General features: G+C 40.8%; 15 protein-coding genes. 8 read left to right on the top strand and 7 right to left on the bottom strand.

What is annotated here, in order from left to right:
* Positions 1-201 precede the first annotated feature (201 nt).
* Positions 202-2,541 carry a PhoX family protein gene (locus tag VF06_RS18165; RefSeq protein WP_099066090.1) on the bottom strand — a complete coding sequence of 780 codons (2,340 nt, stop codon included), beginning with the start codon at positions 2,539-2,541 and terminating at the stop codon, positions 202-204.
* A gap of 365 nt (positions 2,542-2,906) precedes the next feature.
* On the opposite strand from VF06_RS18165, the gene VF06_RS40950 reads away from it, so the two are divergent.
* Together VF06_RS40950 and VF06_RS18160 are read left to right on the top strand one after the other, a co-directional pair.
* Positions 2,907-3,137 (top strand): hypothetical protein, encoded by a 231-nt coding sequence (locus VF06_RS40950; protein WP_180267361.1) that lies wholly within the window; start codon positions 2,907-2,909, stop codon positions 3,135-3,137.
* 79 nt (positions 3,138-3,216) lie between these two features.
* Positions 3,217-4,182, top strand: coding sequence for a glycosyltransferase family 2 protein (locus tag VF06_RS18160; RefSeq protein WP_099066091.1), 966 nt, complete (start codon positions 3,217-3,219; stop codon positions 4,180-4,182).
* A 113-nt stretch (positions 4,183-4,295) separates the two neighbouring features.
* Here the strand turns inward: VF06_RS18160 and VF06_RS18155 are convergent, their stop codons facing one another.
* Together VF06_RS18155 and VF06_RS18150 are read right to left on the bottom strand one after the other, a co-directional pair.
* Positions 4,296-5,315 (bottom strand): S66 peptidase family protein, encoded by a 1,020-nt coding sequence (locus VF06_RS18155; protein ID WP_099066092.1) that lies wholly within the window; start codon positions 5,313-5,315, stop codon positions 4,296-4,298.
* 536 nt (positions 5,316-5,851) lie between these two features.
* The gene (locus VF06_RS18150) at positions 5,852-8,320 is read right to left on the bottom strand and encodes a dynamin family protein (protein WP_099066093.1); all 2,469 of its coding nucleotides are present in this window, start codon (positions 8,318-8,320) and stop codon (positions 5,852-5,854) included.
* A 669-nt stretch (positions 8,321-8,989) separates the two neighbouring features.
* Between VF06_RS18150 and VF06_RS18145 the strand changes: the two genes are divergently transcribed.
* The 6 genes from VF06_RS18145 (at position 8,990) to VF06_RS18120 (ending at position 14,616) form a co-directional block, all read left to right on the top strand.
* Complete coding sequence (locus tag VF06_RS18145; protein WP_099066094.1) at positions 8,990-9,553, top strand: hypothetical protein; 564 nt, start codon at positions 8,990-8,992, stop codon at positions 9,551-9,553.
* Between the two features lie 506 nt (positions 9,554-10,059).
* Positions 10,060-11,280 (top strand): ABC transporter substrate-binding protein, encoded by a 1,221-nt coding sequence (locus VF06_RS18140; protein WP_371411491.1) that lies wholly within the window; start codon positions 10,060-10,062, stop codon positions 11,278-11,280.
* 29 nt (positions 11,281-11,309) lie between these two features.
* Entirely contained in the window at positions 11,310-11,432 is a 123-nt protein-coding gene (locus VF06_RS42770; RefSeq protein ID WP_257208133.1) for a hypothetical protein, read from the top strand.
* Positions 11,432-12,343: a carbohydrate ABC transporter permease gene (locus VF06_RS18130; protein ID WP_099066097.1), complete on the top strand. Its 912-nt coding sequence runs from the start codon at positions 11,432-11,434 to the stop codon at positions 12,341-12,343. The genes VF06_RS42770 and VF06_RS18130 overlap by 1 nt, the downstream gene beginning before the upstream one ends.
* 3 nt (positions 12,344-12,346) lie before the next feature.
* A complete protein-coding gene (locus tag VF06_RS18125; RefSeq protein ID WP_099066098.1) occupies positions 12,347-13,231 on the top strand; it encodes a carbohydrate ABC transporter permease in 885 nt (294 codons plus the stop codon).
* 299 nt (positions 13,232-13,530) lie between these two features.
* Entirely contained in the window at positions 13,531-14,616 is a 1,086-nt protein-coding gene (locus tag VF06_RS18120; RefSeq protein WP_099066099.1) for an ABC transporter ATP-binding protein, read from the top strand.
* A gap of 239 nt (positions 14,617-14,855) precedes the next feature.
* Here the strand turns inward: VF06_RS18120 and VF06_RS18115 are convergent, their stop codons facing one another.
* The 4 genes from VF06_RS18115 to VF06_RS40945 form a co-directional block, all read right to left on the bottom strand.
* On the bottom strand, positions 14,856-15,527 hold the full coding sequence (locus VF06_RS18115) for a glutathione S-transferase family protein (RefSeq protein WP_099066100.1): 672 nt from the start codon (positions 15,525-15,527) through the stop codon (positions 14,856-14,858).
* Between the two features lie 121 nt (positions 15,528-15,648).
* The gene (locus VF06_RS18110; protein ID WP_099066101.1) at positions 15,649-16,776 is read right to left on the bottom strand and encodes an aryl-sulfate sulfotransferase; all 1,128 of its coding nucleotides are present in this window, start codon (positions 16,774-16,776) and stop codon (positions 15,649-15,651) included.
* Between the two features lie 166 nt (positions 16,777-16,942).
* Positions 16,943-17,980 carry an NADP(H)-dependent aldo-keto reductase gene (locus VF06_RS18105; RefSeq protein ID WP_099066102.1) on the bottom strand — a complete coding sequence of 346 codons (1,038 nt, stop codon included), beginning with the start codon at positions 17,978-17,980 and terminating at the stop codon, positions 16,943-16,945.
* A gap of 70 nt (positions 17,981-18,050) precedes the next feature.
* On the bottom strand, positions 18,051-18,209 hold the full coding sequence (locus VF06_RS40945) for a hypothetical protein (RefSeq protein ID WP_180267454.1): 159 nt from the start codon (positions 18,207-18,209) through the stop codon (positions 18,051-18,053).
* Positions 18,210-19,115 lie beyond the last annotated feature (906 nt).

Below are 19,115 nucleotides of genomic sequence, written 5' to 3'. Positions count from 1 at the left end.
ACTAAAGTCCTTACTACAAACATTTTTTCCTACAAAATTAATGGGACAGACCACTAGTTTAAAGAGGTAGATAAATGGTTAGACAAAATTATTTATGTCATTGCGATTACTTCACTCCGGTATCGCTGCGTACCCTACAGGATCTTGCTACCTAATGACAAGTATTTAGCCGGACATGATATGAGCGCTAAGGTCTTCAGATTAGATAAAGCTGGTGCGAGAATTTTTCGGGTGGATACCAATTACAGATGGCCGAGGAACACCTGTAGATTCCTCTTTTCCACCGTCAGCCTTGGAAATGTTACTCGGCCAACTACTACCACGGGGTAAACTGCGAGTTTGATTGAATGTACTACCATTCAAATCGAGTAACTCAATATTGCGACTCAAAATTGTGCCGTCATTAATGGGACAATCTTCGCCAGGATGCTGTACTGAAATAATCAGTGTATTGTCAACAAAGCTTGGCCCTGTCAATTCACAACGTACTGGGCCGTGGGCAAAAGGTATTAATTGTCCAGCGTTTGCACCACTGGTAGGAATAAAGAACAGCCAATTATTACCAAAAACCCCAGTAAAATCAGAAACGTTACCGCTAGCAGTGTGATCGATTTTGGTTTCTTTACCTTGGGCACCCACATCAAAACCATTGTGAGTGCCGGTAGACATATCTGTAACTCCCCAAACATTTCCTCGGTCGTCAAAAACCAAATTATCGACGTTGGCAAAACCAGCACCATTAAGAGATCCGGCTTCGCCTCCTTGGGCAAATCTCTGCCATTTAAAGGTTAGACCTGTAGCATCAGCACTATCTTCAATAATTTTATAAAGTCCCCCTGATTGCTGTGTCGCATTGGCATCTGTACTTAATTTAGCCACTTGAAAAATTCGGGAATCAGGATAACCATCGCTACCGGGGGCACCGTCAGTGTAGGCTATGAACACTTCTTTAGTGCTTGGATGCACTTCTATATCTTCTGGACGGGCTGTGGGAGTTCCGCCGATTAAGTTTGCAGCTAAAAAGGCGTCAGCGAGTACCGCACCTTGGCTAGAGTAGAAGTCAGATAGCTTTTTATTTTGATAATCAGCTAGTGCTTTGGCTTCGTTAGTGCGATCGCATTTAAAGATACCACCATCTTCACTTTGACCTGCAATACCTTTGCGTTTCGGTAGTGGTAAAAGACCTTCTTTTTGAGCTTTCTGCAAGGCAGCAAATTCTACAGAAGATATAACCGTCGGCGCTATGGGGTTGGTAGGAGTAGTTAAAAGTAAGGGTATCCACTTACCTGTACCGTCTGGATTGTAGCGAGCAACATACAAAGTTCCATTTTCCCACAACTTACTGTTGCTTTTATTTGTTGGGGAGGAAATAGCACCAGCACTGACAAATTTCCAAGTGTGTCCTCCACGTCTGTCATCACCCAAATAAGCAACTAATTTTTTACCTTTTTCTGCACGCACCGCAACATTTTCATGGCGGAAACGACCTAACCAAGTGTGTTTGCGCGGGCGAAATTTCGGATTTGCGGGGTCAATTTCTACAATCCAACCGTATTTTTCACCAACTAATCCAAAAGTCTTACCGATAGTTTTATCTGTGTAATTTGTTTGAGTGCCATTAGCTGTGACTGCTTCTGTAACAGTGTTTTGGAAGTTTTCTTCCCCAGATAAAATTGTTCCCCAAGGAGTTTTACCACCAGAACAATTAAAGGCAGTACCAATAATTTTGTTACCGAGTTCATCGGAGGAAAGATTAAAAACTTGCGTTGCAGCTGGGCCAGTGCCAATTAAATAATTTTGGTCGCCTTTTTGGTGGTTGCGATTTCCCCAAGCAGTGACATTTTGATAGTCATCATTGCGTTGACTATTAATTGCCAATCCAGAAAGACCATGAATGCGGCGATTTTTATTATCTTTAACCACAACAAAACGTTTACTTGCATTTTGGCGCGAGATACGGATAATCGAACCGCCTTGATTGTATAAAAACTCTCCTTCAGCTTCAATATTTTTGGTGGAAGGTAAAGCCCAACCAATGACATTTTCAAATGCATCGGGTAGTCCTTTAACATCAGAAGAATCTTCCACCGCTAAAGTAGAAAAAGGAAAACTAATATATTCATGATTGACCCATAAATACCCAATATTATTAGTTTTGCCAACGGGAACAAAAGCAGTAAAATCGTTGTTGTATCCGAAATAATCGTCTTTGTTGGGAAAAACGCGATCGCCCCAGCTGACAATTACATAACGTTCATACTCTGGCGGCACTACCACATCATCAAGAACGTTGTAGGTAGTTAACTTCACATCCGCAGATGCATTAACTACTTCGCCTGCACCAATTTTTGTTGGCAAGAAATTTTTCTGTTGTTGATAAATTGGTAGAGGATGTGGTAAGCGTACAGGTGTAAAGCTGAGTGGCGCGGTTTTTACTTCTGCACTGTTGGCGACACTGTTGAGGAGTTTCTCTCCCAAAACAACAGCACCAGCACTACCAGCAAAAAATATTAATACTTGTCTGCGACTTAATTTAGACATAAAATTTTCCTTTGCTGTGACAGGAAAAACTTGGTAGAAACAAATATGGCGCTTTTTTTCCAACGTATAGGTAGGCGAAGGTTAAGGCATACCGCTGATACCATTTCTTTGTGAGGCTGCGCCAAATTTTCTTTGTTTCTTTGTTTCTTTCTTTGTGTCCTTCTCTGACGAGACGCTGCGCGAATGCGCCCTTTGCGGTTAGATTTTCCGTTACCTGTGCGTAAGTCCTGCTTTAGTCAAAAATCTAGTTTATAAACATTAAGCTGAGGTTATATAGAGATTAATTCAGGAACTCCAAACAATAAATGGCGTTGCTGAATAATGGGATGATTTAGGCTGACACGGAGACACGGGGATACGGGGACATGGGGATATGGGGACATGGGGACATGGGGACACGGGGACATGGGGACATGGGGACACGGGGACACGGAGACATGGGGACATGGGGACATGGGGACATGGGGACATGGGGACACGGGGACATGGGGACACGGGGACATGGGGATTATGTCTTGATGCAAATTCTCAAATCATCCCGCAATTATGCAACACCCAAATCTTCTATGAAATATTTTTTACTTGGAAGTCCCTAAGAATTATTAAACCTTGGGTTCCACATCAGCAAAATCGGGTGAGGAACAGAGTCAGGGTCTCATGTGTCCTATCCTGGAGATGGATAAATGTGTTGTGGGTGAGACTGTGTTTTTCAGCGTTGTGATACCAACTTATAATCGTCTGCCGATTTTAGAAAAGTGCCTCCGGGCTTTGGAGGTACAAGAATTAAGTCAGTCAAGTTCGGTTACTGATTACGAGATTGTTTTGGTAGATGATGGTTCTACTGACGGTACATTGGAGTGGTTAACAGCACACAAACAAGAGTTTCCCCATGTGCGATGGTATCAGCAAAATCATGCAGGGCCAGCAGCAGCGCGGAATTTTGGAGTCGAACAGGCGCTAGGAGACACAATTATCTTTATTGATAGCGATTTAGTAGTGCTAAAAAATTTCCTGCAAGCTCATGCTAACGCGTTAGTGCAGGGAAAAGAGAAATTGGGTAGCGATCGCTTTTTCACTTACGGCGCAGTTATCAATACTTGCAATTTCGATAATCCAACGGCTGAACCCTACAAAGTCACAGATTTTTCAGCAGCTTTTTTTGCTACGGGAAATGTCGCAATTCCTAAACATTGGCTAGAAAAAGCCGGACTTTTTGATACTACCTTTCAACTTTATGGCTGGGAAGATTTAGAATTAGGCGTGCGGCTTAAAAAATTAGGTTTAATACTCATTAAATGTCCCGAAGCTGTGGGTTATCATTGGCATCCGCCGTTTAATTTAGAACAAATTAAAAGTTTAATTGACAAAGAAATTGAACGCGGACGTATGGGAGTTTTATTTTATCAAAAACACCCTACTTGGGAAGTGCGAATGATGATTCAAATGACTTGGCTACATCGCTTACTTTGGGGTATTCTTTCACTCAATGGCGCACTCAACGAACGCACAATGGCTCCCTTTTTGCAATGGTTAATTAACTTAGGTAAACCGCAATTAGCTTTAGAAATTGCCAGAATTTTTCTGAATTGGTACAACGTCAAGGGTGTTTATCAAGCCTATGCTGAAATGCAGCAAACATAGTAGAGACGTTACAATTGCTAGTTACTACAGGGCGCATAATCCTTGATATTTCCTTGATTTGGATAGTTTACATCAGATGTAAATTCTGAATTCTGAATTCTGAATTCTGAATTCTAAATGATATTGACTGCCGATTCTAACATGCGTATTGTTCCAACATTGGCATCTATTTCTACTTCTGTGCCAATTGGTAAGGTAAATTTATCTTTAATGTGACCAATCATTGAACCGTACCAAGCAGGAATTCCTAAAGGAAGTATGTGGTCTTGCAAGACTTGGATTAAGGTAAATGATGGTTCATCACCAGGACTACAATTGGTACATTGCCCAAATATCAAACCAGCAATTTGATTAAGGATGCCAGCAGTTTTTAACTGAGTTAACATTCTATCTACACGGTAAACATCCTCACCAATTTCTTCTATAAACAAGATACTTTTGTGCCAAGAAGGTAGATAAGGCGAACCTACCATTGCTGACAATACTGATAAGTTGCCACCTATAAGTTTACCCCTGGCTTTTCCCGGTGCTATTGTTTCAACTCGCACTTCATTATTGTGTGAATTTTGCATAGTGACGGCTTCACCATGAAATAAAATGCGCTGGAAGTAATCCACTGTAAACTGATTCCAGGTAGAGGTGGCTACGGGGCCGTGAAAAGTAATCAACCGACTGCGAGCATTAATCGCCAACAATAAAGTAGTAATATCGCTATACCCGATGAGGATTTTGGGATGGGAGCGAATCAGGGAATAGTTTAGTAAAGGTAAAATGCGATTACAACCCCAACCACCACGCATGGCAATTATTCCTTTGATGGAGCGATCGCTAAACATCGAGTTTACATCATCGGCGCGATCGCTATCTCTACCCGCTAAATAACCATAACGATCTAAAATATGCTTCCCTTTCTTGACTTTTAACCCTAATTGTAAAATCGATTTCTCTGCTGCTTGAATTTCTTTGGCCTCAACGATACCCGCAGGAGCAATTAATCCCACGGTGTCGCCGACTTGCAGACGTGGGGGTTTGAGGACGGTGTTGAGAGATAGCTTACCTTCAGTGGTAAGTATTGGTATTTGGCTAGCTAAGGTAGCTAGTCCACAGGTTGTGAGAAATTGCCGACGCTTCATATTGAAGAGGACACCCAGAGAAGTTGGAGCAAAGGCTTCCTCCGATCCAAACTTCGGAGGACACGCAATAGGTTCGGATAAGCAGTATGAACTTCCATTGTGGTCTGGGAAAAGGTTAAGGGGTAAGGGGTAAAGGATGTATTTGAAACCTTTCCCCTTTGCCCTTTCCCCTTTAACCGAACCGTATTGGGAGGACACGAACAGACCGCATAGCTAAAGCTAGGGGTCAGCTATATCGGGAAACTGGCGGCTTGAAAAATTTGTTCGGCAGAAACTGGTTAACAGTAATAGGAATTGGTAACGACTGAATCATTTACCTGCCTCCATTGCAATAATTCCCAGTAGGGAACTTTCAAGTAAAAAATATTCCATAGAAGATTGTTGACTGTTGACCCTTAGACTCCGCTCATGGTCAACGCTGAGGGGAGTCTAAGCCTTGACTGTTGACAGTTAAGAATCAACGTTTTAACGGAAATAATTTATTTTTTGGAGTTCCCTAGTTATATTAACCCCAATTTTTGTTTTTTTGATTGATGCTAAACCTCTTGTACTCCATCAATTAATCCATCGGAAATCATAAATCCATTGGTGGCTGTATTTAATAATTCAGGATAAAAATATATAAATTCAGTATCACCAATTACAGGCAAACAATGGTCAGATAATTGCATTGCCTGTAAACAAAGATTGATACTAGAAGCTGCTGAATTATATGCTTCTACATTTGCTTGCAGAAGATTTAATAATCGGCGATTATTGGCAATTTTAACTTCAGCTTCTTGTTCTAGTGTTTTCTCTAAAAATGCACGTGCCTGTGGGTACTGTTGCAAAATATCATCTGCTTTTTGTTCAGCCATTGGTATTAGCTGAGTTTTGAGAATTTGGTTGATGGTTTGGCGGAAAGATTTGCGAATAGTTTGAGAAACTTTTGGCTCAAAATCTAATTTCAATAACTGCCTAATGGCTGGTTCTGCTTCGACGATACTTTCAGCGTCGTAAGTTTGGGAAGTTTGTAATAAAGTCTGGCGAAATTGATATATAGAAAAAGTACCTTCGTCGTAAAATCTGGGGCTTTCTCTTACAAAGCGATCGCACTCTACACTAGCTGCACTTACTACTGCTTGAGTTACTCGTTTTTCTAAGTTTCTAATTTCCTGTTCAATGCCCCCATCATTATCTAATAAGCGATACAATTGGCGATAATATTCAGATTTACGAATTTTTTCCAGCAATCGCTGAAAAAAGTTTGCTACTATTTGTTGTGAAGATTCGATTAAAATATCTTCTAATTGATTTGCTAAGTAATAAAATGCCTCCACTAAAATCGCTAGTAAAGGTGCTGTGGCGTTGCGAGGATGGCTGATTGTTGCACGTCGATAAGCATAAGCTACGGAAAAAGTGTCTAGTAATTCATCTAGACGGCGAATCATTCGTGATTGCAATTGCTTAAAATCTGTTTCAAAAGCATCACAGGAACTAGTAATAATGAGGTTAATTTCTTCTGTAATATGCTGATTAAAGTCTTTACCAATCTGCTGGAGTTGTTGATTGAGGCGTTGTAATTCCTGCGCCTTCATTGTCTCAATTTCTTGGGGCTGACTATCTAAATTTCGTTGCGAACTTTGGTAATGTTTTTTCAATTTTATACAAACATCTTCTAAATCGTTGGCAAGATTTTTAAATAACTGCGAGCGTTTTTCTTCAATTAAATAACGAGTAACACTACTGCGAAATTCTTCAATTCCACTATCTTCGATTAGCTGTTCTATTAGTTCGTTTCCCCAATCTGCTAAAATGCGTACATAATTTTGATTCGGCGTTTCAAAGCCGTTAACAGAAACACGGAATTTTGTGGCGGATAATTTTCCAGAATTTACACAATAATTGTTAAAGGCATAAACAAATTGTGGTGTTTCTTCTTTACCATCTAAACTTTTGACGCTTTCAGCAAAAAAAGAATCTAAACCAAATCTATCTTTTGTACTTGTTTGTTTAATTTGACTGCCATAAAATCCCAATAATCCGCTGGTTTTATAAACCCTATTTGTATCGCGAAACTGTCCATTAATTAAATCATCTAATCGTTGGCGTAGCTGAGTATTATACCAAGTTTCGTCGATGCGATTGAAGACATAGAAAACGCGATCGCGTACTCCTGCATTTTGCCGCATTAATTCCAAAAGTTCTGTTTCTTCTTTTGTCATATCGCCTGCGGAAGCAGGTTTTAGCACGCATACCACCGCCGAAGTGTCGGGATCTTGAATTTTGGCATAGGTTAGCTGTGCATCTTTCTCCACTGGCGCGTCGATACCTGGAGTATCAATAATCACGTTGCCATCCTGTAACAAAGGATGGTTGCAATAATATTCTATGCGCTTCAATACAGCGCTATTGCTACCGCGACGTGCATATCCAGCGGCTTCCTTGAGGTTAGAAAAGTGAAATTGCTCCATTGAATATGTAGCATTATTAACAGTGTTAATGCGATCGCGGTTTGCCATATATCCTTCTAGCAGCAAGATTAACGCCTTTGCTTGTTTTCCACGTTCTGATTTACTCTCACCACCTTCCTGCTGAATAATTGCTTCGCAACCTTGACGTAATAAGTTAATTACATCAGCTTGGTTGATATTAGCTACTGTTTTAAATCCTAGTTGCTGACATAAAAAAACTGCTTGTTCTCGAATTTCTGCTTCACTCAAAAAAGTTAACACAACGCGTTCTTTATCTATTTCTGCATACTCAATTTTGCATTCTGTACCTGTAGCGTGTCCTTCGGCACTATATAGTAATTCTCTTTCCAAAAGTGCATTGATGAGCATTGATTTTCCAGCGCTAAATGCACCTGCAAACACAATCTCAAACTTCGGAGAAATTGCCTTATTTAAAGAAGTTTGTACAAATGTAATATCTTGAGAACGTAGCGTTGGCTCTTGCTGTACAAGTTGTAATATACACTCTACTTGTTCTTTCAAATTTTTGCATAGCAGCGGTAGTTCTGACATATTCTGCATCCTAATAATATTTATGTATATCTTAGTAAAATTTATTGTCTTACTGGTTCAGTAAAATTCCTGAGAAATTAGATAGTATTTTAATTTCAATAGAGGTAATTTATTTTTTCTATTCCCCGATATATTCTTGATAATTACTGGATATTAATCAAAACACCTATTGACCAACGAAAATTTTTACTTTGGGGACTTCCAAATAAAAAAATACTCAAAAAACCGACGAAAAAACTCTCTCCTCATTTCTCTGTATTCTCTGTGTCTCTGTGGTTCGTTTATTTGGTTAATTTATTTCTTGGAAGTACCTTGATTTCCCACAATAAAAAGTACTTTTGCACTCTTGTCTAAGCTATGAATAAAGACATGTCGATTATGGATGCATTATCTATAGAACTGCTGAAATAATTATTAGTCTAAAAATTACAAGGAACATCGAGATTTAGGAATCGTCAAAACTATGCGAAAACCAGTTTACAAACAGAATCTCTTGACAAATGTGCAATTCTCGTAAACTGTCACGACTACGAAGGATCTGATACCATACCAAAATACTCTCGGTTAATTCAAATTCATATTCATGCAAAATTGTCAATGGTTATATCCAATAAATTTACAGTATGCTGAATTTATAAACTACAAAAGCAGGTTTGCCAGGAGATAGCTTTGTCAAAAATCAACTTTTGGAAAAAATACCTTACAGCGATTGGAGTCACTCTGCTTGCAATGGTTATCACTGGTTACAATAACTCTGCTCGATCGCAATCACCATCTGTTAATCTTTCAGATACATCCAATCCAACTTCCCCACAAGTCTCTCCCACAGAAAATTCTGTCAATTCTCAATCCTTGGCACAACAAGCCGTCCAAGTGATTCATGATTATTACAATGCCATCGCCCGTCAAGAATATAAACAAGCTTACTTGGCTTGGGATGGAGATGGATCTGCCAGCAAGCAATCCTTTGAGCAGTTTAAGCAAGGTTTTGCCAACACCGTATCTGTTGCTGAAAAAGTTGGAAAACCAAGCCCCATAGAAGGAGCAGCAGGTTCGTTATATATTGAAATTCCAGTGAATATTACTGCCGTCACAACCAATGGGACTGTGCAGCGATATCATGGTAGTTATCAACTGCGACGAGTCAATAACGTTCCCGGCTCAACTCCACAACAACGTAGATGGCATATCTACTCGGCCAATATTTCACTTGAGCAGTCATCGAATCAGTAGGTAGGCGTGAATATTTATTGTTGAGACAAGGCAATCAAGATGAAGCAAGTTTCTAAGCCTTATATGAAAGTGGTCTTTTCCCATTCCCCACTCCCCACTTTCATGACAAAAGTTTTGGAGCTACTAAACTAGACAAAATATTGATTTTTATTTATTTTCATAAATAAATAATGGTGATTTACCCAATTTCAGGATTAATTTTCTTGCTTTTGTTAAGAGTTTTTCATGAAGATTTCATTTGAAATTTAGTTACTCAAAGGCTCTCTATATATAGATTTGAGCTTATTTTATGGGTATTTCTTGCCTGAGTCACACTAGGAATAGTTACCCCGTGCAGACAGTTAGTAAAGACAGTTAACTTCGCACGATAACTATATAATTGTTACCACATAGCGATCGCTACATTGATAATGTTGTACCGAAAGCCAATAGACAAGCTGCAAAAATTTATTCAGAAACCAAGTTTTTTGCATCTAGGGATTTTTTTAACAATTCTGTCAGGTATCATGTTGTTCACTTCGGTAGCACTGCCGCAGCAACCTGTTACCTTAAATATGTTAATTACTGCCCCTGATGCCCAACCTTGGCAGCAAGGTTTGATTAAAGACTTTGAAACAGAGAACCCAAACATTCGTATTAACTTAGTTGAGGGGCCAAATGCCACAAATTTACTTGAAGACCTGTACACCTCGTCTTTTATCTTAGGTGAATCACCTTATGACTTGGTAAATATGGATGCGATCTGGACATCCAAATTTGCTGCTGCTGGATGGTTGCTACCCCTAGACGATCGCATTTCCCAGCAGGAATTGACAGCATTTTCACCAAAGGATGTAGAAGGGGGACGTTACCAGAACAAGCTCTACAGAATTCCCATGCGTTCCGATGTGGGAATGCTTTACTACCGGGAAGATTTACTCAAAGAAGCAGGATTGCAACCGCCAGAAACCTTTGAAGATTTGATGCGGATTTCCCAAGTCTTGCAAAAGCAAAAGAAAGTGAATTGGGGCTATGTTTGGCAAGGTCGCCAGTATGAAGGACTCGTAGCGATGTTTGCAGAAGTCCTTAAAGGCTTTGGTGGCTTTTGGGTTAATCCCGACACCCTTCAAGTGGGGCTGGATAAACCAGAAACATTACAAGCCATTGAGTTTTTACGTAGTACCATCAGCCAAGGCGTATCTCCACCAGGAGTTACAACTTATCAAGAAGAAGACACTCGACGCTTGTTTCAAAGTGGGCAAGTGGCATTTTTACGCAGCTGGCCCTATGCATGGCCTTTAGCCCAAGCAAAAGGTTCCCCAATCCAAGGGAAAATTGCTATCAAACCAATGGTTCATGCCCCTGGTAAAACCGGAGCCGCTTGTTTGGGAGGCTGGGGTATAGGAATTGCTAAATCTTCTAAACATCCCGAAGAAGCTTGGAAAGCAATTGAATATTTTACCAGCGAAGAAGCACAGCGCCGATTTATTTTGAGTGCAGGGTATGTACCAAGTCGCCGGAATTTGTTTACAAATCCAGAAATTGTTGCCCAATATCCTCACTATCCGCAGTTATTGGAAGTCGTAGACAATGCAGTTTTGCGATCGCCAATCGCCCAATACGCCCAAACATCCGATATTTTACAACGTTATCTCAGCGCCGCCCTATCCGGTCGGATCAGTCCGGAATCAGCAATGCAAGCTGCTGCCGATGAAACACGCCGACTGCTGGGGAGTGGAAGGGGATGAGGGGCTGGGGAGGTGGGGAGTGTGGGGAGGTGGGGAGCATGAGAGCTGAGTTTTTCCCCTCTGCCCAATGCCCAATGCCCAATGCCCAATGCCCAATGCCCAATGCCCAATGCCCAATGCCCAATGCCCAATGCCCAATGCCTAAAAACTAATGACTAATCTGCATACACTCCGAAGTCGGGAACAAAGAACTGCTTGGATTTTGCTGACGCCAGCATTGCTGCTGTTGTTATTTGTCTTTGGCTATCCAATTTTACGAGCATTCTGGTTAAGTGTATTTACTAAGAACTTAGGAACAGAGTTACAACCTGTATTCTCTGGTTTAGAAAATTATGTGCGGATGGCGGGAGATGGTCGTTTCTGGCAGAGTTTATGGGCGACTACTGTGTTCACAACAGCATCCGTACTCTCGGAACTATTGTTAGGATTGGGAATTGCTCTGGTTCTCAATCAGAAGTTTTTTGGAAGGGGTATAGTACGGACGAGCGCTATTTTACCTTGGGCTTTGCCTACTGCTTTGATTGGTTTGGCATGGGCTTGGATTTTTAACGACCAATTTGGGATTGTCAACGACATTCCACTGCGATTGGGGTTGATTAAAACCGGAATTAATTGGTTAGGAGATCCGACTCTGGCAATGCTAGCTGCGATTTTTGCTGATGTTTGGAAAACCACGCCTTTTATTAGTATTCTGCTGTTGGCTGGCTTACAGTCGATATCAAAAGACCTTTATGAAGCTTATTCTGTTGATGGAGCAAATGCTTGGCAAAGCTTCCGCAATATTACCCTGCCATTGCTGCTGCCGCAAATTTTAATTGCAGTACTATTTCGATTTGCTCAAGCTTTTGGAATTTTTGACTTAATTGCTGTGATGACTGGGGGTGGCCCTGGTGGTGCTACTGAAGTGGTATCCCTGTACATCTACTCTACGGTGATGCGCTACTTAGATTTTGGCTATGGAGCAGCCTTAGTAGTGGTGACATTTCTCATATTAATTGCGGCGGTGGCGATCGCTACTTTCTTGCTGAACAAATACCGTGCTAAAACATCAGGAGTCATTTAACTCATGAGTTCAACACCACAAGCAGTTTCAACAACTTCCACAGCAACAGAGAAAACTAAATTTTCTCTGAAAAAAATCTTGCTTTTCATAGCAATTGTATTAGTAATGCTATTCAGTCTAGCGCCAGCCCTGTGGCAATTGCTAACTTCGTTTAAAGTTAACGATGATATTGCCGCCGTTCCTACTGTCTATTTCCCTACAAGATTCACTTTTAGTCACTACACTGAATTATTCGCCCGCCGTCCATTTTGGCGCTATATCTTTAACAGCGCTTTTGTCTCGATTACTTCTACAGCTTTGGCTTTAGCGATTGGAGCGCCTGCTGCTTATGCCTTGGCACGGTTACGCCCTTGGGGACAACGAGTTATCCTGGCGAGCATTCTCATTGTGACTTTATTTCCTGGAATTCTTTTATTCTTGGGATTATTAGAAATTATCCAAGCCCTGAGATTGGGCAACAACTATCTGGCGCTGATTATACCCTACACTGCCATCAATTTACCACTGACAATTCTAGTACTCAAAAGTTTTTTTGAACAATTGCCCAAAGACTTAGAAGATTCTGCAAGGGTCGATGGCTACAACACTTTGCAACTATTGTGGCAAATCGTACTACCCATGACCCTCCCCGCCTTAGTGACTACTGGAATTCTCACTTTTATTTTTGCCTGGAACGAGTTTATCTTCGCTTTGACGTTTATGACCCGCGAAGAATTAAAGACGATTCCCGTTGCTGCGGCTCAGTTAGGTGGTGCGACAGTATTTGAAATTCCCTATGGTGCCATCGCTGCTGCTACCGTTGTGGGGACATTTCCCCTAGTTATATTAGTTTTGTTTTTCCAGCGCCGAATTGTCCAAGGTCTTACTGCTGGTGCTGTCAAAGGATGAGGGAGACAAACAATTCAAAATTCAAAATGAAGAATCCATCCTCCTACTGGTCTATCGCATTAATTTTGTTGGGTTAATAAACAAACCGCAAAGAGCGCAAAGAGCGCAAAGAAAGAAAAATTAAGAATGACTTTACCCATCAGAACTAATGCGATAAACCACTACTGCTCTGTCCCATAAATTTTGCGGGGTCAACTCAATCTTCTTTCTCTCTTTCTCTGCGTTCTCTGCGCCTCTGTGGTTCGACCACTACCTTCTAAAAACTCAAAACTGACCACCGATCGCTGACAACTAAAAAAATGGCTAAACTCGAACTCAAAAACTTAAATAAAACCTATACTTCCAAAGTCGTCCCTGTCAAAGACATTAGTTTAACAGTAGATAATGATGAGTTTTTGACTTTACTCGGCCCTTCTGGGTGTGGCAAATCCACCGTCCTTCGGATGATTGCAGGTCTTGAAGAACCGACTCGCGGTCAAATAAAGATTGGCGAGGTGGATGTCACCCATAAAGGAGCAGGCGATCGCAACATTGCGATGGTATTTCAAAGCTATGCACTCTATCCCCACATGACAGTGTACGAAAACCTCGCTTCTGGACTCAAGCTTAAAAAAGTACCATCAGCAGAAATTAAACAGCGAGTGGCACAGGTGTCAGAAGTTCTAGGATTAACAGAGTTAATGAACCGTAAGCCAGGTCAGATGTCTGGAGGTCAACGCCAACGGGTTGCAGTCGGTCGTGCTTTGGTGCGTAATGCCGATGTCTATCTGTTGGATGAACCATTAAGTAACCTGGATGCACTGCTGCGAGAACGAGTTAGAGCCGACCTCAAGCAAATTTTTGCCGTTCAAAAAGTTCCAGTGGTTTATGTCACCCACGACCAAACAGAAGCAATGACACTTTCTACGAAAGTAGCTTTGCTTAACGATGGTTATGTCCAGCAACTAGACCCGCCCGAACTCATCTATAACCATCCAGCTAATTTATTTGTGGCTGGATTTGTTGGTAGTCCACAAATGAATTTACTCACTCTACCTTGTAACGAAAAATCCGCCACACTGGGTAACTTCCAAATACCTCTGCCAAATTTGCCTACTGTACCACCCCAGATTGTTTTAGGAATCCGCCCAGAAAATGTCCGCATTGCTCAACCAGGAGATACCCAGATTATCCAAGGGAAAGTGTATCTAGTGGAAAACTTGGGTATGCATTATTTAGTAAGTGTCAGAGTTGAAGGTTCCCAAACCGAAGCGATTACAGTACGTGCTTTACTACCAACAGACCAAAATTGGAATAACGAGGATATTACATTGGCATTGCCTTGTGAAGATCTTCACTGGTTCGATGTTCAATCTGGTCATGCTCTTGTTAAGAGGCAAATGTGAGGCGGCTAGTAATCTGGCAACCCAAAATTGCTGGGTTTGGACTGGGAAAAGGGTAAAGGGGAAGGGGGAAAAAATCAAAACCTTTTCCCTTTACCCCTTACCCTTTTCCCCTTTCCCCTTTAAAGAGCTAAGTTGACTTGGCGAACTACAAGGGTATCTTTTTGAACTCGAAATATTCTATGCACCCTTACCGCCTCACATTCACTTCCAACAAATAACCTTTGTGTAAATCCTATTGATTAAACACCAACAGGAGTAGGTGCAGCGAATCTAGCATATCGCTGGATGTAAAATTCTTTGGAGTTAGCGATCGCTTTCACAGATTCACGCTCTTTGAGGGCGTGCTTCCATTGTTTCACACGCGTAAATTCACTGGGTAAACTAAAACCACGATACTCCTTGAGTGCGCCCCAACGTTCAAACCAAGGGAAATAGGTTAAATCTACCAAACTAATGGATTCACCAAACCAGTAAGGGCCTTCCCCAGATAGTTTTCCTAGACCTTCGTTTTCAATAAATTCCAGGTGTTTGTATAGCTCCTGTTTAGCTTCTTCTTGTTTTTGGACATCTGAACTTCGCAGCAGGTTAGAAAAAGCAGAAACAAATCTGGTATTAGCAAAATCAATCCAAATGCGAGCTTGTGCTTTAGCAATAGGATCGCTGGGTAACAGAGGCGGATTCGGAAATACCTCATCTAGATACTCGTTGATGATTGCTGATTCCCAAACTCGCTGGTCATTATGAGTGATTGCCGGAACTTTACCATAAGGGGAAATTTTTCTAAAACCTTCCGGTGGATTCTGCAAATCGATTTCAATCAAATCGAAATCAACGCCTTTTTCTTGAAGTACCAACCGAGTACGGTGAGCGTAAGGACAAACAACTGCACTGTATAATTTGATTTCAGCCATTTTAAGTTCCTTTGTGAATTAGATTTGCTCCTAGAACCTAGAGAGATGGAAGACAGGCGGTAAAGAGCTAATTTTTAATTCTCCCCATACCCCATGCCCCATGCCCCATATTCCAATACCCTTAAAGCCAGGGTATTTCTTCCGGTGCATAACGAAAAGCACGGAAAACTGTATTTTGTTCGCCACGACTGACAGGCGATTTCTCACCTGGAATATTCCGAGATGCAAAATGAGGGTTGACATACTCCCAAACAATTTCTCCTGTAGTTGTCACCTCGAATATCCGGCCGTAAGCACCTTCTGTAATTAAGGTATTGCCATTTGCTAAACGTTGCGCTCCTGATATGTAGGAACTAAAGAAATTTTGGGGAGGGCTATCGGTATATTCCCACACTATCTCTTTTGTTTGACGGTTGACTTCAATCACACGGGAGAAATTGAGAGCAGTATGACGGCGATGTGCGCCATTATCGAAAATCAGGATATTGCCGTTAGCTAATTCGTTGGGGAAATGCTGCTGTGCTAGTACGTCATCACCCAGCGTCCAGATGATTTCTCCGGTTTGGCGATCGATAATCACAACTGTGGATATATTACGAAAGCTCACAATAATATTGCCGTCGGCGAGTTCACCTACGGTATTTCCGTGAGTCCATTCGTGTCGATGATCCTGGGGAGTAATCGTAAATTTATCTGGGTCGAGATGTTCCCAAGCGTGCCAAGTCCAAACAATTTCATGTGCTGGAGTCACTTCATAAAGCACATCAGCATAGATATCACCATTGGCTTCTGTACCCGCTACACCACCTTTAATACGGGGAACCAAAGACTGGGGTATTTTTTCAATGGCAAGGATAATCGTGTTGCCATTGGCTAGCCTGCGTCCATCGTGATGGTGGTCTGGATGCTTATATTCCCAAATAATATTCCCTTTAGGATCTGCTTCTAACACAACCCCACTTTTGAATGCACCCCACAAAGCAAAACGCAGTGGTTCTTCTGCTGGCGTCTTACCGTTATAAAAGAGATTACCATTAGGCAAAAGATAACCATATAAACCCGGTGGATATGGCAGATTCCACTGGTGTACTACTTCTCCTTCCAGATTCAACAGGTAAACTTCACCTTGTCCTGTTAGAGGCGCAAAAAGTGTGTATCCTTTGAAGGCTTTTTCAAGGTTGTAAGCTTTTAAACCAGTACCTCGACGACGAATAGTATTTTGGTCAACCAACGTTGCTGTAAAAGTCATATCCTACCTGGTAAATGTTTAGTTGATGACTGGGGAGATGGCAACGCCTTGGGAAAAGGGGAAAGGTTAATGGTTCGACAAGCTCACCAACCGGGTAAAGGAGGGATCTTTTTTTACCCTTTACCCTTTACCCTTTACCCTTTGCCCTTTGCCCCATGCCCCACCCTTACGGCGCTGGGTTCGGTGACTGTGTATGAACCTTATCCAATTCTTCTAAAATGTCTTTGTCGAGAACTACATCGACACTTTGGAGATTTTCTTTGAGTTGTTCGAGTGTTGTGGCACCAATAATTGTGCTAGCCACAAACCAACGACTCCGCACAAATGCTAAAGCTAGATGTGCTGGACTCAGTTGATGGCGCTTGGCAATATCCACATAAGCTTTTACTGCTTCATTTACTTTTGGTTTCAGATAGCGCTGACCAAAATTTTCAAACAAACTTACTCTTGCTTTCTCTGGTTTGCCGTTTAAATATTTGCCAGTTAAAAAGCCAAATGCTAAAGGACTATACGCTAGTAATCCAATTTGTTCGTAATAAACTGCTTCTGCTAAGTGTCCGTCAAATACTCGATTGAGTAAATTGTAAGCATTTTGAATGGAAACAACTTTGGGCAATCCTAACTGTTTGGCAATGTTACTAAACTGGGTGACTCCCCAAGGAGTTTCATTACTCAAACCGATATAGCGAATTTTCCCTGCGTTAATGACATCGCGGAAAACTTCTAGCTGTTCGGCAATGGTAACTGTTTCGCCTACTTGAGTTGGATCGAAAACTGTTTGTCCGAATCGTGGCACGTAGCGATCGGGCCAGTGAATTTGGTACAAATCTATATAATCTGTTTGTAATCTTTTAAGGCTATCATCTACAGCTTGTTTAATATTATCGCGGTCAATTGCTTTGGCTCCACCACGTACCCATTTAAAGCCTCTACCAGGCCCTGCAATTTTAGTAGCGACAATAAGTTTATCCCTTTGTTGATGCTTTAACCATTCACCAATGTAAGTCTCAGTTAATCCATAAGTTTCAGCACTTGTAGGGACTGGATACATCTCAGCCGCATCAATAAAATTGACTCCTTCACCAATAGAATAATCTAGCTGCTGGTGCGCTTCTTCGATGGTGTTTTGCTGTCCATAGGTCATGGTGCCCAGACAAATTTCAGAAACTTTTAAGTCACTATTACCAAGTTGGTTGTACTTCATATTATTGAATCAATTTTCAGTCTAATAGAATGGTTTTTCAATAATTTATATCAAATAAATTATTCTATAGCTATGCAACTTTAATATAACTTTGCCACACTATATTTGCTAAAGAATAAACTAACCATGCAGTGGTAGTTTCTGCCATAAAACTACCAATCATAGATATCATTTGTCCGCTAAAAAATAGCCGGAATTTTCTAGACTCGAAAGACTGTAAAGTTTGCATTACACTCATTTTCAAAAAATTTAATTTAGACTTTATTTTTCCATACAAATTCCTTATTTATAATTAAAACTATTCAGGCAGTTAACCAATAGATAAATCTCTGCAAAATACTTATCTAATCAACTCTGGTAAAGTCAATTCCAGTTAATATTAAAGCACTATATAGCAATCCAAAATGATTTGCAAAATATTACATCTGAGAATTGTTGACTGTTAAAACCAATGCTGTTTATGGTTGCATAAATTAATTAAATATGTAAACTAAAATTGAGCAAGAAAAAGTCCCAAAATGTAATAGAAAATACTTGCTTTTATTAAGTTTTCATGGATATGGACTTTTTTAGCCTTAGCTATACTACGGTAAATGCATCTAGCTACAGTAGTATATTAGAAAGTCTTAAGATTCTTGTAAATCAAGTCTTCATAAATGTTCATAGATGCTACTGGCAGCATTAGCACAGCAAGTTAGTTAGGACTTACGCAACTGGCATATTATTTTAAGTTTGTAGTAAGGACTTTAGTCCTCTAATAAGGACTGAAGTCCTTACTACAAGCAAAAAAAAATGATTTTTTGTGACACTTGCGTAAGTCCTGTTAGTTTTGTAATTGGCAATGAGATGATGCGAAGTTGCAGTCAAAGTATACAGGACTTACCCAGGCTTGATTGCCTGTTGGTACTGAGTGTAAGGGTTTTAGGTACTTGCAACTTAAAAAACATTCCATCGCATTAAGGGCAGTTCTTAGCACAATACAGTCCAGATAAGGGACTTCCAAGTAAAAAAATATTCCACACAAGACTGTTGACAGTTAGCAGTCAACAGTTAACAGTCAACAGTCAACGACCTAAATTGGAACAATTTATTTTTTGGAGTTCCCTAAGCCTGTTTTTTCTGTTCCCCATTCTCT

Origin of the sequence: Nostoc linckia z4, from assembly GCF_002608075.1 — a bacterium.
In the GTDB taxonomy this organism is placed as follows: domain Bacteria; phylum Cyanobacteriota; class Cyanobacteriia; order Cyanobacteriales; family Nostocaceae; genus Nostoc; species Nostoc linckia.
Note: the sequence above shows the minus strand (reverse complement) of the source record. Positions and strands in the feature narration are given on the sequence as shown.

What these genes read in the sequence shown, in the direction of transcription:
- VF06_RS18165 (WP_099066090.1), bottom strand. Translation starts at nt 2,541, where the DNA reads ATGTCTAAATTAAGTCGCAGACAAGTATTAATATTTTTTGCTGGTAGT.
- VF06_RS40950 (WP_180267361.1), top strand. Translation starts at nt 2,907, where the DNA reads ATGGGGATATGGGGACATGGGGACATGGGGACACGGGGACATGGGGAC.
- VF06_RS18160 (WP_099066091.1), top strand. Translation starts at nt 3,217, where the DNA reads ATGGATAAATGTGTTGTGGGTGAGACTGTGTTTTTCAGCGTTGTGATA.
- VF06_RS18155 (WP_099066092.1), bottom strand. Translation starts at nt 5,315, where the DNA reads ATGAAGCGTCGGCAATTTCTCACAACCTGTGGACTAGCTACCTTAGCT.
- VF06_RS18150 (WP_099066093.1), bottom strand. Translation starts at nt 8,320, where the DNA reads ATGTCAGAACTACCGCTGCTATGCAAAAATTTGAAAGAACAAGTAGAG.
- VF06_RS18140 (WP_371411491.1), top strand. Translation starts at nt 10,060, where the DNA reads ATGTTGTTCACTTCGGTAGCACTGCCGCAGCAACCTGTTACCTTAAAT.
- VF06_RS18130 (WP_099066097.1), top strand. Translation starts at nt 11,432, where the DNA reads ATGACTAATCTGCATACACTCCGAAGTCGGGAACAAAGAACTGCTTGG.
- VF06_RS18125 (WP_099066098.1), top strand. Translation starts at nt 12,347, where the DNA reads ATGAGTTCAACACCACAAGCAGTTTCAACAACTTCCACAGCAACAGAG.
- VF06_RS18120 (WP_099066099.1), top strand. Translation starts at nt 13,531, where the DNA reads ATGGCTAAACTCGAACTCAAAAACTTAAATAAAACCTATACTTCCAAA.
- VF06_RS18115 (WP_099066100.1), bottom strand. Translation starts at nt 15,527, where the DNA reads ATGGCTGAAATCAAATTATACAGTGCAGTTGTTTGTCCTTACGCTCAC.
- VF06_RS18110 (WP_099066101.1), bottom strand. Translation starts at nt 16,776, where the DNA reads ATGACTTTTACAGCAACGTTGGTTGACCAAAATACTATTCGTCGTCGA.
- VF06_RS18105 (WP_099066102.1), bottom strand. Translation starts at nt 17,980, where the DNA reads ATGAAGTACAACCAACTTGGTAATAGTGACTTAAAAGTTTCTGAAATT.
- VF06_RS40945 (WP_180267454.1), bottom strand. Translation starts at nt 18,209, where the DNA reads ATGCAAACTTTACAGTCTTTCGAGTCTAGAAAATTCCGGCTATTTTTT.